We start from the raw sequence: 15377 nt of genomic DNA on the forward strand, positions 1-15377 counted from the left end.
CCCTGCAGCGCATCCATGACGTACCCCCCTCGGACGAGCACCCGCGGCGAACCCGCGTCCCACGGACGCGGTGGACGTTACCAGCGAGAATCCGTGAAACGCCGGATTTTGTGAACAATCATTCCGAAGCGATCGACTCGTGGTCGATCGCCCCGATCAACGGAGTAATTCCAGTTCACAGGCATGGATACCGAAAGAATCCGTTCCGAGAACACGACGATCTCGGTTATATGTGGACACCGATTCACACAGGTCGCCGTGGCTTATGCTCACAGGGGCGACACGCCCACAGCGGCACCGGGCAACATCGACAGGGCAAACCGAGCGAACAGAGGCAGGTGCGCGTGGTCAGCAATACTTCCTCCCCTCCGGTCGAGCGCCGGTCGCGGCCGAAGGACCGCCGCGACCGCATCGCCACCGCGGCCGCGATCGCCTTCAGCGAGCGCGGCTATCACGGGGTCAGCGTCGAGGACATCGCCGCCGAAGTCGGAATCACCAAGTCCGCGCTCTACCGGCACTTTCCGGGGAAGTACGCGCTCTTCCTCAACTCGGCCCTGATCCTGCTCGACGCGCTCGAGGCCGCGCTCGCACAGTCGTCGGACACGCATCCGGAAAGCCCCTACGATCAGCTCCGGGCGCACCTGTCCTCGATCATCGGCACCACGATCACGCATCGCCACACCGCGGGTATCTACCGATGGAAACGCCGGTACCTGCGCAAGGAGGACCGCACACCCATCCGCACTCGGTCATGGGAGGTCAACCGCGCCCTGCGAGAATGCGTCATCCGCATCCGCCCCGACCTGTCCGACGGGGACGCCTTCGTCACCGTCGCCGCGATGCTCAGCGTGATCGGCAGTATCACCGCACACAGTCTCGTGCTCTCCCCGCGACGCATCGAGCAACTCCTGCTCGACGCGTGCACCGCGATCGCCGAATCCGATTTCGCGTCGACCGGCAGGACAGCGATCGTGCCGGTGTCCCCGCCGGAGCCGGCCGCGATGGGCAACATGCGCGAAGATCTGCTGCGCGCGGCGGTCCAGCTCTTCCACGACCGCGGCTATGCGGAGATCGGTGTCGAGGAGATCGCCGCCACCGTCGGCCTGCCTGCGTCCGGGGTGTACCGCTACTACCCGTCGAAGGCGGACATTCTCGCCGCCGCGTTCTACCGGGCCATCGACGGACTCGAAGCCGCCGTCGCCGAGGAGGTCCGCACCGCGGCCGGCCCCGTCGACGCGGTGCGGGCACTGACGTCGGTGTACGTGGACCTGTCGTTCTCCCAGCGTGAGCTGATGTCGGTGTACTTCGCGGAACTGATCAACGTTGCGCCCGGACCGCGCGCGGATCTGCGGCTGCGGCAACGCTCGAACATCGAGCAGTGGGCTGCGCTCGTCCACGAGGTCCGCCCCGAGTTGTCCGTCGTCGAATCGCGGTTCCTCATGTACGGCGCGCTCAACCTCGTCTCCGACCTCGGGGTGTTCCTCGGTCCCGCCGCCGCCCAGCAGGAGGCACCGCGCATCCACAATCTGATGATTTCCACTCTGCTCGGTTCGAACGTCCCGGAGGTATAGCCATGGCACGCATCGCAATCATCGGCGGTCACGGAAAGGTGGCGCTGCACCTCGAGCGGCTCCTGGCCGATGCCGGACACGAGACCACCGCGCTGATCCGGAATCTCGGCCACGCCGACGACGTGCGCGCCGCCGGGGGCACCCCGGTGGTCGCGGACGTGGAGCAGCTCGACGTCGCCGAACTCGCCGGCCTGCTGCGCGGCCACGACGCCGTGGTGTGGTCGGCCGGCGCGGGCGGCGGCGACCCGGACCGCACGTACGCGGTGGATCGCGATGCCGCGATCGTCTCGATGGACGCGGCGCAGCAGGCGGGGGTGCGGCGCTACGTGATGGTGTCCTACTTCGGGGCCGGACCGGAGCACGGCGTTCCCGAGGACAACAGTTTCTTCCCGTACGCGGAGGCGAAGGCGGCGGCCGATGCCCACCTGCGTACCACCGGCCTCGACTGGACGATCCTGGGTCCGGGCGCACTGACGACCGACCCGGCGACCGGGTCCATCGACACGGGCGTGGCCGCCGCCGGAGGACGGGTGAGCCGGGCCGACGTGGCCGCGGTCGTCGCCGCGGTGCTCGACCGTCCGGCCACGGTGCACCGGACCATCGAATTCAACAACGGGCGCACCCCGATCGGGGATGCGCTGGATCGGGCCGAAAATTCCTGAAGCGGCGGTCGCGGGAACGGTCCCGGGATAGATTCCGAGGACGATCCGTGACGGCACGACGACGGGAGTCGCCGATGACGGTATCCGACGGCCTGTGGGATCCGGGCATGGCCTACCTGCGTCTCGGCTCCGGCGCCCCGCTGGTGTTCCTGCCGGGACTGACACCGAATCATCTTCCGTCGGAGGGTAAATCGCGCAAGGGTCAGCTGGAGTCCATGGCGCGGTACTCCCGGAACCACGAGGTGTGGTCGGTCAACCGGCCGGCCGGACTCGCGACCGGCACCACGATCGGCGATCTCGCCCGCGCCTACAGCGACGCGATCCGCGCACACCTCGACGGGCCGGTCGATGTGGTCGGCACGTCGACCGGAGGCAGCATCGCCCTGCAGCTCGCCGCCGACCATCCGGGCATCGTGCGCCGGGTGGTCCTGGTCGCCTCGGCGTACCGGCTCGGAGCCGGCCGGCGGGTGCAACGCGACGTCGCGGCCGCGGTCCGGGCCGGTCATCCCCGCCGCGCGTTCGCCGAACTTGCGGCGACCACCGCCGCCCACGGATGGTCCCATCACCTGTTGTGGGCAGCGGGGTGGCTGCTCGAACCCGCCGCCGGGCGGCACGGATACGACGACATGCTCACGGTCATCGACGCCGAGGACCGCTTCGACCTGTCGGACCGGCTCGCCGACATCCCGTGCCCGGTGCTGGTCGTCGGCGGCGACCGCGACGGCTTCTACAGCCCCGGCCTGTTCGAGGAAACCGCGGAGGGCGTCCCGGACGGGCAGCTGCTGCTGTATCCCGGGGTCGGGCACCTGGGCGTGATGCGCAGCGAGCGGCTAGCCGGCGACGTGCTCGACTTCCTCGACCACTGAGCTCGCTCCGGGGGCCGCGGCCGCGGCGGCCGCGACGGCCTCCTCGAATTCCCGGTGCCCGACCTGCGATCCGAGCAGCAACGCGAGCCGCGCGAGGAATCCTTCCCGGTCGGATTCGCCGGCCTGGTCGAGTGCGGCGGACAGGCCCAGCCACACGTTCTCGCGCCGCTGTTCGTCGGCGGTCAGCGCCTCGGCCGGTCGCGCCGGAACAGCCGGGCCGTCGGGGGCGGAGCCGGTGCGCAGCGCGTCGGCGACACCGGACAGCTCGCCTACCGGGACGCGGCACAGCAACAGACTGTCGGGGCGGATCACGAAGACCTCCCCCGGTGTCGCGCCGAGCGCGTCCGCCAGGTCCGGTGCGTCGAGGGTCGTGACGCCGTCGACGGGTGCGCCGTCGACGAGTACCGCCCGGACGCTTTCCGGAGCCAGGGCCGCCCCGAGCGCGGCCGCGGCCGCGGCCAGCGCGGCGCTGCCGGTTGCGTCGAGTCCGATGCCGAGCAACGCGAAGCCGTTGCCGCGCACAGCGTTCAGCGACGACTCCGCGGGGCTGTCACCGGCGACGCGGACCCGGCGGTCCTCGACGGGATCGCCCGGGAGCACGCCGGTGAGACCGGCGGCGACGGGCCAGGTGAGCGGGGACAGGCGGGCATGGGTTGCGCTGGACTGCCGCGGGTTGATGAGGTGCCCGAACTCGGGGCGGTCCACGGCGAGTGCGAGCACGGCGTCGCGGGTCGTGCGGTGCCCGTGGCTGCCGGGCGACATGATGAGCGTGGACTTGCCGGCGTTCGCGACGTTCTGTTCCCAGGCGTGGTGCCGTTCGGCAGAGTACGCGTCGAGCAGCGCGGGTTCGGCGTTGCCGTGGATGACGGCGGCGAGCTGCCACGCGAGAGTCTCGGCGTCCTCCATGCCGGAGTTGAGCCCACGCACACCGAAGATCGGTACCAGGTGGGCCGCGTCACCGGCGAACAGGATGCGGTCGTGGGTGAAGTCGCGCAGGGCAAGCGCGCGAGCGCTGTAGAAGCCGTGCCATTCGAGGGTCCACGGCAGGTCGTTCTGCAGCCAGTCCAGATGCTTGGTGATCCTCGCCCGGATCGCGTCCTCGCGGGTTTCGATCTCGGCGTCCTCGGAGGGGTCGAGCTGGTAGTCGATGCGCCAGATGTTCCCGGGCTGCTTGTGCATGATGATCGTCGAGCCGGGGTTGCTCGGCGGGTCGAACCACACCATGCGTTCGGCGGGCAGTTCCGACTCCCAGTGGATGTCGGCGATGACGTAACGGCCCTCGTAGTTGGTGCCCTCGAGGCGCAACCCGGCGAGTTCGCGCATGCGGCTGCGGCCGCCGTCCGCGGCGACGACCCAGCGTGCCCGCAGATGCCGCTTGCCGTCGGCGGTGTCGATCTCGAGGGTGACCTCGTCGTCGCCGCGCAGGATGCCGGCGATGCTCGCCGACCAGTGCAGCGTGATGAGCGGGTTGCGTTCGATGGCGTCGACGACGATCTGCTCGTACTCGGACTGGGAGACGTTGATCATCGGCGGGCGGACGTCGAAGTCGCGCAGCGGCATCCGGAAGTGCAGCACCTGCTTGTCACGGTAGAAGCTGCGACCGCCGACCCACGGCAGCACGATCTCGTCGAGTTCGTCGCCGTACCCGAGCCGGGCGGCGGCCTCGAGGCTGTGGCGGGAGATGCAGATTGCGCGGCTGCCGAACGACACCTGGTCGCCGGCTTCGATGATCGTGACCGGGATGCCGCGCTGGGCCAGGCCGATCGCCGTGGCCATGCCGACGGGGCCCGCGCCCACGACGACGACGGGCAGTGCGTCGTCGGCGGGCTGCATCGAGTCGAAGGTCGACGCCGGGTACTTGCGGGGCTGGTAGTAGGTCGACACGGTCGTCACACCCCTTCCTGGGTGGCTCGGGCGGCGTGGCCGGGTGTTTCGGCGGAGGGCACGCGGAGGACGAGGATGCTGACGAGGCTGATCAGCGCGATCACGACGAAGTAGCCGGTGATGGACCACGAGGTTCCGGTCTTCGCGAACAGGGTGGTGGCGATCATCGGGGCGAGGCCCCCGCCGAGTATCGCACCGATCTGGTAGCCGAGGGACGCGCCGCTGTATCGCACGGCCGGCGGGAACAACTCGGCGAACAGCGCCGACTGGGGGCCGGCGCAGCAGCCGAGCGTGAAGCCGAGTCCGGCCATCGCCAGGAACATGACCGGCAGGATCGCGGTGTCCATGAGCGGGAAGAACAGCGCGGCTGCGACGACCAGGGCGGCGGAACTGCGGATGTAGACGGTGCGCCGGCCGACGAGGTCGGATCGCCACGCGCTGAACGCCATGCCGGCCATCCAGACCGGGCACGAGGCGATGAGCAGGGTCAGCATCGTCGTCTGCGAGAAGCCGAGTTCCTTCTCGCCGTACTTGAGCACGTAGACCATGTAGGCGTAGGCGATGCCGTTGGTGGCGATGAACGTGCCACCGGCGAGCAGGACGGTCTTCCAGTGCTTGGTGAGGACCTCGACGATCGGCATCTTCGCCGGTTCGTCGGCGGATTCGTCCTTCGCCTTCCGGAACTCGGCGCTCTCCTCGAGGCCGAGGCGGATCCACATGGCGACGCCGACGAGAACGGCCGACAGCAGGAACGGGACACGCCAGCCCCACGAGTCGAACGTCGCCTCGTCCATGAACACCGACAGCGGCAGGAACACCAGGTTGGCGAGGAGCACGCCGGCGGGCACGCCGATCTGCGGTGCCGCACCGTACAGGCCGCGCTTGCCCGCGGGGGCGTTCTCGGTGGCCACGAGCACCGCGCCACCCCATTCGCCGCCGACACCGAGTCCCTGGACGAAGCGCAGGACGACGAGCAGGATCGGGGCGGCGACACCGATGGCCGCGTAGTTCGGCAGCAGGCCGATCGCGACGGTCGCGAAGCCCATCAGCAGCAGCGAGGTCACCAGCATCGACTTGCGACCCACCCGGTCACCGAAGTGGCCCATGACGACGCCGCCGATGGGACGGGCGACGAACCCGACGGCGAGGGTAGCGAACGCGGCGAGCGTACCGGCCAGGTCGGACGTGCCGGGAAAGAACTGGGGCCCGAGGACGAGCGCCGCGGCGGTGCCGTAGATGAAGAAGTCGTACCACTCGATCGCGGTGCCTACGAAGCTTCCGAGGGCGGCCTTGCGAGCAGTCGCGGCCGTGCCGCGCGCTTCTTCCCGCCTGTCGATAACCGTCATGGATGGGGACCTTTCGAGGAGGGCGGAACGTGACCGCCGACACCCACGATGACCCCGACCACAACCCCGTGAAAAGCGCGAAATTTCCGGGTTATTCCACAACTCTCTCGAAGTAGAGCTGTTTCTGCACGTGGGGCGGGACGAACTGCCCCGCCGCGAAGGTGAGAAATTCCCGGGCCGCCCGGCTCAGCAGGGCCCCGTCCTTCCAGGCGACGACCACGTCGACCGGCTCCGGAACGGGGTCGGTGATGCCGCGCACGGCGATCTCGAGGCCCTCGTAGGTGATGTCGCGTCGCGGCCGGGACAACAGCAGCGTCCAGCCGAGGCCCCGGCCGACGAAGGCGCGGGACGTCTCGAAGTTGCGGGTGCGGTACACGATGTTCGGGGTGATCCCGGCCGCCCGGCACACCCCGAGGCCGTGGTTCGAACTCGGTGGTGAATCGAGCAGCACCATCGGTTCGTCGCCGAGGTCCCGGAGCCGGATCGGCCCGCCGTCCGCGGCGAGGGGATGCGCGGCCGGCAGCAGCACCATCGGGTTGCGCTGCCCGATCACGACGGTACCCAGCCCCGGCCGCAGCTCCAGCACGTACATCACCGCGACGTCCAGTTCCCCGGACTCGAGCTGCGCGGAGAGATGATTCTGGTCGTCCTCGTGGAAATCGAGCTGCACGCGCGGGTGGGTGCGGATGAACCCCTCGAGCAGCGGGGGCAGCACGGTCGGTCCCAGGGACGGGTAACACCCGACCTTGACCCTGCCGACGACCTCCCCCGCCTCGGCGCTCGCATCGGCCTGCAGCTCTCCCGCCTGGTGCAACAGCAGCCGGGCCCGCTCGAGAACGCCTTCGCCGGTGGGGGTGAGCTGCACCCCGCGGGCACGGCGGCGGATGCACAACCGGGCACCGAGGGCGCGTTCGAGTTCGGTGATCGACGAGGACACCGCCGACTGCGACATGCTCAGCACGTCCGCGGCGCCGGCGATCGATCCCCACTCCGCGACCGCGACGAACGCCGCGAGTTGCCGGAGCGTGTAGTGGGGAACGGGATCGACTCGGCTCATGCTCCCACGGTAGGCGCTGCGAGTTTCTCGGCGATCTCGGTCCGCACCGTCGACGGCACGGACCCGGCGAACTTCTTGAGGTAGGCCAGCACCCAGTCCCGGTCGGCGGCGAGGAACGGGAAGTCCGAGCCGACCATGTGCCGGACGGCGAGCATGGGCAGGGGTGCGTCGAGGGCGCGGAAGGCACTGTTGCGCAGACCGGACACCGTGCAGCCCGGGTAGAACTGACCCAGCATCAGGCCCTGGAGGACGAAATCGGATTTGCGTTCGTTCTGGACCCGCTCGATCACGTCGTAGTCCGTGAGGTCGGGAAAGACCACGACGACGGCCTTGAGGGCGGCATCGGCACCGGAGTCGGGCGGCAGTTCGGGGAACAGCTCGGCCAGATCGTCGGCGACAGCCCGCATCCGGTCCTCTCCGACATCGGTGCCCGGGACGAACGCCGCCCAGAACAGCCGCCGGGTGATCGACGGACCGGCGAACGGACACACCGGTCCGGTCCGGCCGAGGTCCTCGTGCGGCGCGCACAGGAAGTCCACCGCCCACCGCCGGAGTTCACCGGCGCGGGGATGCTCGTCGGTGCCGAAGCCGTCGAACAGGCTGCCGAGTTCGATGCCCGAGCGGGGCCCTCGCACACGGAAGTCCGGATGCACCGCGGCGGGGGACGTTTCGGATCCGAGCTGACGGGTGGTGATCGACATGTTTTCTCCCAGAAGCTATGTGGCCGAGGCTGTGTGGCCGGGACCATCGGATGTCGTGAGACCAGAATCCTGCGGATGCACCGGCCGGACCAGGCACCCCAGGGGTGCGTGTCCTCACCCCCGCATCGCCGCGGCGTCCGCGCCCAGCAGGTGCCGCGCGAGGGCGGGGCCGATGGCGTCGAGGGCCTGCGGACCGGTCAGCTGCTGGTGGGTGGCCGGCACCGCACGCTCGTCGACCCGGCGTGCGATGTGCGCCGCCCAGGCCGCCGCGGCGGTCGGATCGCCGGCGGACTCGGCGGCGGCGAAGTACAGCAGATCGGCGTCGAGGGCGGCCGTGGGCCGGTGTGCGACAGCGAGTTCCACCGTCGCGGTGAACACCCGGTGCAGTGCCTCGACCCGCTCCGGGGTCACCGCGTCGAACAGGCCGCCGGTGCGACGCAACATGTCCGCGGCACGTTCGGGGGTCGGTGTCTCGTCGGCGGGCAGGTCACCGAACTCGGCGAGCAGTTCCCCGAGGGTCGGTGGTTCGACGCGGATGTCGTTCTCGCCCAGCAGATGCGAATCGAGCATCGTGAGGGACGCGACCGAGTCCGGGCCCAGCCGCACCGCCATCTCGTGGGCGATCTGACCGCCCACCGAGTACCCGACGAGATGGACCGGGCCGTCCGGCCGCACGGAGCGGATCCGCTCGATGTAGTGGTCGGCGACTTCGGTGAGGGAACCGAATCGTGCCTGCGGGTCGGTGAGTGCCGGGGACTGCAGCCCGTACACCGGGCGGTCCCCGAGGTAGGGCACCAGGCCGGTGAAGCACCAGGCCAGGCCTATCGCCGGGTGGATGCAGAACACCGGGGTGCCGGCACCGTCCGGGCGCAACGGAAGCAGCGGCGCGAGCGCGTCGTCGATCTCGTGGTCCGGTGCGGTGGTGATCCGGCGGGCCAGGGATTCCGGCGTGGGGTCGGTGAAGATCCACTGCACCGGCACCCGTCGGCCGACCCGGTCCGAGATCGTCGCGATCAGGACGGTCGCGCTCAGGGAGGTTCCGCCGAGCGCGAAGTAGTTGTCGTCCAGCCCGACCCGGTCGAGCCCGAGGTCACCGGCGAATGCGTCGGCGACGATCGTCTCGGCGGTGTCGCGCGGCGCCCGGTAGGCCACCCGTGTGTGTTCGGGGCGCGGCAGGGCGGCACGGTCGAGCTTGCCGTTGGCGGTGACCGGGACACGGTCCAGGACGGTGACGGTCGCGGGGACCATGTGCGGGGCGAGGCGCGTGCGGGCGTGGCCGAGCACGGCGTCGGTGTCGACGACTGTGCCGGCGTCCGCGACGACGTAGCCGGCGAGACGGTCACCGTCGGTGTGGGCGACGGCGTGTGCGACACCGGGGAAGCCGAGCAGGGCGGATTCGATCTCGCCGAGCTCGATGCGGAAGCCGCGCACCTTCACCTGCTGATCGGAACGGCCGACGTAGTCGAGGTCGAGCGTTCCGTCGGCGCGGCGACGCCAGCGCACCAGGTCGCCGGTGCGGTACATGCGCTCCCCGGACGGTGCCGCGACGAACCGCGCCGCCGTCAGTCCCGGGCGCCGGCGGTATGCGCGGGCGAGCCCCGGTCCGGACAGGTACAGCTCCCCCACGACGCCGACGGGCACCGGGCGCAGCCGATCGTCGAGCACGAGTTCGCCGAAGCCGCGGATCGGGCCGCCGATCGTGACGGGTTCGCCCGCCGCGAGCGGCCGCCCCGCATTCGACTGGATCGTCGTCTCGGCGGGGCCGTACGTGTTCACCATCGTGCGGCCCGGCGCCCACCGCGCGACGAGTTCCGGGGGACAGGTCTCGCCGCCCACCACGACCGTGCCCAGTTGGTCGAGCCCGGCCGGGTCGACCGTGCCCAGCGCGGCGGGTGTCAGCGCGGCGTGCGTGACCTGCTCGCGCGCCAGCAGGTCGGCCAGCTCCCGGCCGCCGAACACGCCCGTCGGGGAGATCACCAGGCGGCCGGCGGTACCGAACGCCCACAGCATCTCGAGCACCGCCGCGTCGAAGCTCGGCGACGCCGCGTGCAGCACCCGCGCGTGCGGGCCCAGACCGAATCGGGTGCGCTGCTCGGCCACCAGGTTCGCGAGTCCCGCGTGCGTGACCTCCACGCCCTTCGGCACCCCCGTGGAGCCCGACGTGTAGATCACGTACGCCGGGTGCTCGACACACAGCGGGCGCACCCGATCCGCCTCGGTCACGCGATCGATCGACGCCTGCTCGCACGGTTCGTCCAGGTTCAGCCACGTCACCGTTCCCGGCAGGGCGTCACGCGCACCGGTCGTCGTGATTCCCACCGTCACAGCCGAATCGGCGATCATGTGCTTGATCCGCGACGCTGGATAGCCGGGGTCGACGGGAAGGAAGGCCGCCCCGGCCTTCGCGACCGCCCACACCGAGAGCACGGATTCGACCGACCGTGGCAGCGCGATCGCCACCATCGACTCCGGACCGACACCGGCGCGGATCAGTACCCGCGCCAGCCAGTTCGACTGCCGGTCCAGCTCGCGGTAGGTCAGCCGGCGCTCCCCCGCGACCACCGCGACCGCGTCGGGGTCGGCGGACACCGCGGCGGCGAACAACTCGGGCAGGGCCACGGCGGGGGCCGGCGCTCCTCCCGACACCGGGACCAGTTCGGCGCGTTCGGGGTCGTCGAGGAGGTCGAAGACACCGATGGGCCGTGTCGGCTCGGCGACGACCGCGTCGAGCAACCGCACGAACCGGCGCGCGAAACCCTCGACTGTGCTGCTGTCGAAGATGTCTGTGGTGAACCCGAATTCGGCACTCATCCCGGCGGGGGCGCCGGTCTCGTCCCGGGTCTCGTCGACGCTCAGGTACAGGTCGCACTTGGCGACCTCGAGGTCGAAGTCGACGGTCTCGACGGTCAGTCCCGGCAGATCGAGCCGGGTCGCGTCGAGGTTGCGGAACTCGAGGAGGACCTGGAACAGCGGTGCGTGCGCGGAGGACCGCACCGGATCCACCGCCCGGACGACGTGATCGAACGGCACGTCCGCATGTCCGAACGCGGCGAGATCGTCGTCGCGCACCTGCGCCACCAGTTCCCCGAACGTGGACTGCGGGGCGATGCGGGTACGGAGGGCCACCGTGTTGACGAACATCCCGACCATGTCGTCGAGCGCGGCGTCGCCCCGCCCGGCCACGGGTGTTCCGATCGCGAGATCCGATGTACCCGACAACTTTCCGAGCAGCACCGCCAGTGCGGCGTGCACGACCATGAACACGGTGGCGTCGTGCGCGCGGGCCAGATCGGTCAGCGCGCGGTGTACGCGCGATCCGACCTCGAAGGGCACGGTGGCGCCGTGCGCGGAACGCTGCGCCGTCCGGTCCCGGTCGGTGGGCAGTTCGAGCAGTTCCGGCAGCCCGTCGAGGGTGCGTCGCCAGAAGTCGAGCTGCGCGGTCGCGAGCGAAGCCGGGTCGGTGTCGTCGCCGAGTTTCTCCCGCTGCCAGAGGGTGTAGTCGGCGTAGTGCGCGGGCAGGGGCGCCCACTGCGGCGCACGTCCCCCGGAGCGGTTCGTGTAGGCGAGCACGACGTCCCGCGCGAGTGGTGCCATCGAGAACCCGTCGGCCGCGATGTGGTGCAGCACGATCGCCACGACGTGCTCGTCCGGGCCCAGCCGGAACAGCGCGGTGCGCATCGGGACGTCGACGCTCACGTCGAACCCGCCGGCGGCGACGGTGCGCAGCCGCTCCCGCAGTTCGGTTCCTCCCGTCACTTGCACCGGTGTGAGATCGGTGCCGATGCTGTCGGCGGGAAGCACGACCTGCTGCGGACCCTGGGGGGACGACGGGTGGACGGTGCGCAGCGACTCGTGCCGTTCCAGGACGTCGGTGAGCGCGGCGCGCAGCGCGCCGAGGTCCAGGTCGCCGGTCAGGCGCAGCGCGATCGGGACGTTGTAGGCCGGGGAGGTCGGATCGACCTGGTTGACCACCCACATGCGTTGCTGCGCGAGCGCGAGCGGCACGTGCCGGGGACGCGGGCCTGCGACCAGCGGGGGCCGCTCCCCCACACGCCGGACGGCCTCGTCCGCGCGGGCGGCGAGTGCAGCGACGGTGGGCGCCTCGAACACGTCCCGCACACCGAGGGCCGTGCCGGTGTCGGCGCCGACCCGCGCGACAACCCGGGTTGCGCTCAGCGAGTTGCCGCCGAGGTCGAAGAAGTTGTCGTCGAGACCGGCCCGCTCCAGCCCCAGCACCTCGGCGAAGGCGTCCGCGGCGGCTCGCTCGGCGGCAGTGACCGGAGCCCGGTATTCGGCACGGGCGAGGTCCGGGGCGGGCAGGGCGGCACGGTCGAGTTTGCCGACGGGGGTGAGCGGCAGTTCGTCGAGCACGACGATCGCCGCCGGAATCATGTGCGTGGGCACGAAGTCCCGGAGATGCTCGAGCAGCGCGCCCGGCTCGGGTGCGACCCCGGCGTCCGGTTCTCCCTCGGCGGGCAGCACGTAGGAGACGAGGACGGTGTCCCCGGCAGGCCCGACGCGCCCGACGGTGACGGCGAAACCGACATCGCGGCGACGTGCGAGAGCGGCGTCGATCTCGCCGAGTTCGACGCGGATACCGCGGATCTTGACCTGGAAGTCGGAGCGGCCGAGGTAGTCGAGGGTCGGAGTGCCGTCGGCGGTGTCCCGCCAGCGCACGACGTCGCCGGTGCGATACAGACGAGCCCCGGGTCGACCGAAGGGATCGGCGACGAACCGGGACGCGGTCAGCGACGGGCGGCCCCGGTAGCCGCGGGCCAGTGCCGGGCCGCCGAGATACAGTTCGCCGGCGACACCGGCCGGGACCGGGCGCAGCGCGGAGTCGAGGACCACCTCGGTGAAGCCGCGCGCCGGCCCGCCGATCGTCACCGGTTCCCCGGCGGCGAGCGGTTCGCTGAGATTGGCCATCACGGTGGATTCGGTGGGTCCGTATCCGTCGAGCATCGTCCGGCCGGGTGCCCAGCGGTCCACCAGTTCCGGTGCGCACGCCTCCCCGGCGACGAGCAGGGTGCGCAGCGCGCCGAGGCCGGAGGGGTCCAGCGAGGCCAGGACGCTCGGGGTCATCCCCGCGTGGGTGACGGCCTCGCGCCGCAGAAGATCTGCCAGTTCGCCACCGCCGTAGACGGTCGGGGGCACGACGACCAGGGTCGCGGCCGACCCTGCCGCCCACAGCATTTCGAACACCGATGCATCGAAACTCGGTGAGGCGCAGTGCAACACCTTCGCATTGCGGTCGACGCCGGTGCGGGTGCGTTGTTCGGTCACCAGGTCGGCCAGCCCGTGGTGGGTGACCACGACCCCCTTGGGCAGGCCGGTCGACCCCGACGTGTAGATCACGTACGCGGCCTGACCGGGGCGGACCGAGGCGACGATCGGCTCGTCGGACACCTCCCCGGCGGGTTCGTCGAGCGCCAGCCAGCGCACCGTGCCGGGCAGCCGGTGCCGTGTCGCCGAGACGGTCACACCGACCGTCACTTCCGAGTCGGTGATCATGTGCTCGATGCGGCCGGAGGGGTGGTTCGGGTCCACCGGCACGAACGCGGCGCCGGTCTTCGCGACGGCCCAGACCGCGGTCACCGATTCGACGGATCGGGTGAGCGCGACCGCGACGATCGACTCGCGGCGGACCCCGGCGGCCTGCAGCAGACGGGCGAGCCGGTTCGACGCGGCGTCGAGTTCGGCGTAGGTGACGCGGCGGCCGGATGCCGCGATCGCGATGCCGCCGGGGTTCGCGGCGACCGCGTCGGCCAGCAGCTGCGGCAGGGTGATCTCGGGCATCGGGCCGGTACCGTGCACGACGGTGCACTGCGCGGCGTCGAGACCGGACAGCCGGGTTCCCGGGTCGGCGGCGAGCATCGTCTCGACCAGCGTGACGAGGGCGTCGTGGTGCGCCCGCAGGTCGTCGTCGCCGTACCGAGCGGGGTTGGCGGCGAGTTCGACGAATACGGTTGCGCCGCTGCGGTACACGTTCATCGCGAGGTCCGGAACCGGACCGGCGGTGAGGATGTGGAAGTCGGCGGAGAGCGCACCGAACTGCAGGTGCCGGTCGAACAGCATCACGTTGACCATCGGGCCGGTGACCGCGCGGGCGGCAGCGTCGGCGCCGAGATCGCGCAGGATTTCCTCGACGTTGCCGCGCTGGTGCCGCAGCGCGCCGAGCAGTTCGGCCTGGACGCGGTCGACCAGGTCGCCGACGGTGTCGCCCGGCCGCATCCGCACCCGGAGCGGAGCGACGTTGGCGAGCATGCCGCCCGAGCGCCGCAGAACCGCGGTGGGTCGCGCCGAGACCGGGACGTCGACGGTGACCTCGCGCCGACCGGTGCGCCGCGACAGGTAGTGGGCGAACGCCGCGACGAGGGTGGCGGCCGGGGCGTTCTCGGTGCCGGCGAGGAGCGCGGCGGCCCGCTCGGACAGGGCGGCACGGACGGTGCGGCCGGTCGCGACCGGCGGTGCGTCACGGCCGGCGAGGGTCGCACCGTCGGCGCGGGTGTCCAGGCGCTGCGCCCAGTAGTCGCGGTCGGCGGCGAACCGGTGGGACTCGCGGTAATCGCGGTCGAGCCGTTCGAGGGTGCGCAGGTCCGCAGCCCGGTTCGGTTCCGGCACCGACCGTTCCACCGCGGCGGTGTAGAGGGACGCGACACGGCCGACCATCGTCGCGGCGCCGTGCCCGTCGAGCGCGATGTGGTGGATGCGGCTGTACCACAGGTAGTGCTCGTCACCGACCCGCAGCAGCGTCGACTCGCACAGGTGGTCGCGGTCGAAATCGACCGGCGACGTGTAGTTCGCGTGCATCCACGTTTGTGCGGCGGTCAGCGGATCCGGTTCGGCACGGAGGTCGTGGAACCCCATCGCCGCGTCGGCAGGCGGGTCGACGACCTGGTGCGGTTCACCGTCGACCTCGACGATGCGCAGGAACACCGACTGGAATTCGTGCGCGGCCCGCATCGCCACGTCGCGGAACAGTGCGACATCGAGCGGGCCCCGGATGTCGAGGTACTGGGCGATGCAGATCGGCACGTCGGGTGCGAGTTGCTGCGCGAACCACAGTCCGTGCTGGGCAGCCGAGAGCGGGAACGGCTCGTGGACAGTGGTCGACGCGGCGCGGTCCATCGATTCACAACCCCTGATCGCTGGTGCCGCGGGCTCCGCGGCGGGACGGTGGATTCTTCGGTTCGCCGGTTCGAATCCGGCTTCTCCACCGTCCCGCGCCGAGCCCCCGCGGTGAACACACCCCAGGGGTGTGGTGTGCTCACCCAGGTCTCAGGCGTCCGA

The 15377-nt window shown here is 70.9% G+C and carries 8 protein-coding genes; 3 read left to right on the forward strand and 5 right to left on the reverse strand.

Annotated elements, in window-relative coordinates:
• The first annotated feature begins 344 nt into the window (after positions 1-344).
• The 3 genes from A8G15_RS08100 (at position 345) to A8G15_RS08110 (ending at position 3099) form a co-directional block, all read left to right on the forward strand.
• Positions 345-1571, forward strand: coding sequence for a TetR/AcrR family transcriptional regulator (locus A8G15_RS08100; protein WP_169833869.1), 1227 nt, complete (start codon positions 345-347; stop codon positions 1569-1571).
• 2 nt (positions 1572-1573) lie between these two features.
• Positions 1574-2233 carry an SDR family oxidoreductase gene (locus A8G15_RS08105; protein WP_068157640.1) on the forward strand — a complete coding sequence of 220 codons (660 nt, stop codon included), beginning with the start codon at positions 1574-1576 and terminating at the stop codon, positions 2231-2233.
• Between the two features lie 74 nt (positions 2234-2307).
• Entirely contained in the window at positions 2308-3099 is a 792-nt protein-coding gene (locus tag A8G15_RS08110; protein ID WP_068157643.1) for an alpha/beta fold hydrolase, read from the forward strand.
• Here the strand turns inward: A8G15_RS08110 and A8G15_RS08115 are convergent.
• The 5 genes from A8G15_RS08115 to A8G15_RS08135 all read right to left on the reverse strand — a co-directional run bounded on the left by A8G15_RS08115 (position 3064) and on the right by A8G15_RS08135 (position 15215).
• Positions 3064-4983, reverse strand: coding sequence for an FAD-dependent oxidoreductase (locus A8G15_RS08115; RefSeq protein WP_068157787.1), 1920 nt, complete (start codon positions 4981-4983; stop codon positions 3064-3066). The genes A8G15_RS08110 and A8G15_RS08115 overlap by 36 nt on opposite strands.
• Positions 4984-4988: 5 nt before the next feature.
• Entirely contained in the window at positions 4989-6329 is a 1341-nt protein-coding gene (locus A8G15_RS08120; RefSeq protein WP_068157646.1) for an MFS transporter, read from the reverse strand.
• A 91-nt stretch (positions 6330-6420) separates the two neighbouring features.
• Positions 6421-7386 (reverse strand): LysR substrate-binding domain-containing protein, encoded by a 966-nt coding sequence (locus A8G15_RS08125; RefSeq protein WP_068157649.1) that lies wholly within the window; start codon positions 7384-7386, stop codon positions 6421-6423.
• Entirely contained in the window at positions 7383-8087 is a 705-nt protein-coding gene (locus A8G15_RS08130) for a DUF6875 domain-containing protein (RefSeq protein ID WP_068157652.1), read from the reverse strand. Before A8G15_RS08130 ends, A8G15_RS08125 begins: the two co-directional genes overlap by 4 nt.
• 114 nt (positions 8088-8201) lie before the next feature.
• On the reverse strand, positions 8202-15215 hold the full coding sequence (locus A8G15_RS08135; RefSeq protein WP_068157655.1) for a non-ribosomal peptide synthetase: 7014 nt from the start codon (positions 15213-15215) through the stop codon (positions 8202-8204).
• Between the last annotated feature and the right edge of the window lie 162 nt (positions 15216-15377).

Origin of the sequence: Rhodococcus phenolicus (assembly GCF_001646785.1) — a bacterium.
Classification (GTDB): domain Bacteria; phylum Actinomycetota; class Actinomycetes; order Mycobacteriales; family Mycobacteriaceae; genus Rhodococcus; species Rhodococcus phenolicus.

Excerpts from the sequence above, each read along its gene's own strand:
- A8G15_RS08105 (WP_068157640.1), top strand. The coding sequence starts at position 1,574 with ATGGCACGCATCGCAATCATCGGCGGTCACGGAAAGGTGGCGCTGCAC.
- A8G15_RS08110 (WP_068157643.1), top strand. The coding sequence starts at position 2,308 with ATGACGGTATCCGACGGCCTGTGGGATCCGGGCATGGCCTACCTGCGT.
- A8G15_RS08120 (WP_068157646.1), bottom strand. The coding sequence starts at position 6,329 with ATGACGGTTATCGACAGGCGGGAAGAAGCGCGCGGCACGGCCGCGACT.
- A8G15_RS08125 (WP_068157649.1), bottom strand. The coding sequence starts at position 7,386 with ATGAGCCGAGTCGATCCCGTTCCCCACTACACGCTCCGGCAACTCGCG.
- A8G15_RS08130 (WP_068157652.1), bottom strand. The coding sequence starts at position 8,087 with ATGTCGATCACCACCCGTCAGCTCGGATCCGAAACGTCCCCCGCCGCG.
- A8G15_RS08135 (WP_068157655.1), bottom strand. The coding sequence starts at position 15,215 with ATGGACCGCGCCGCGTCGACCACTGTCCACGAGCCGTTCCCGCTCTCG.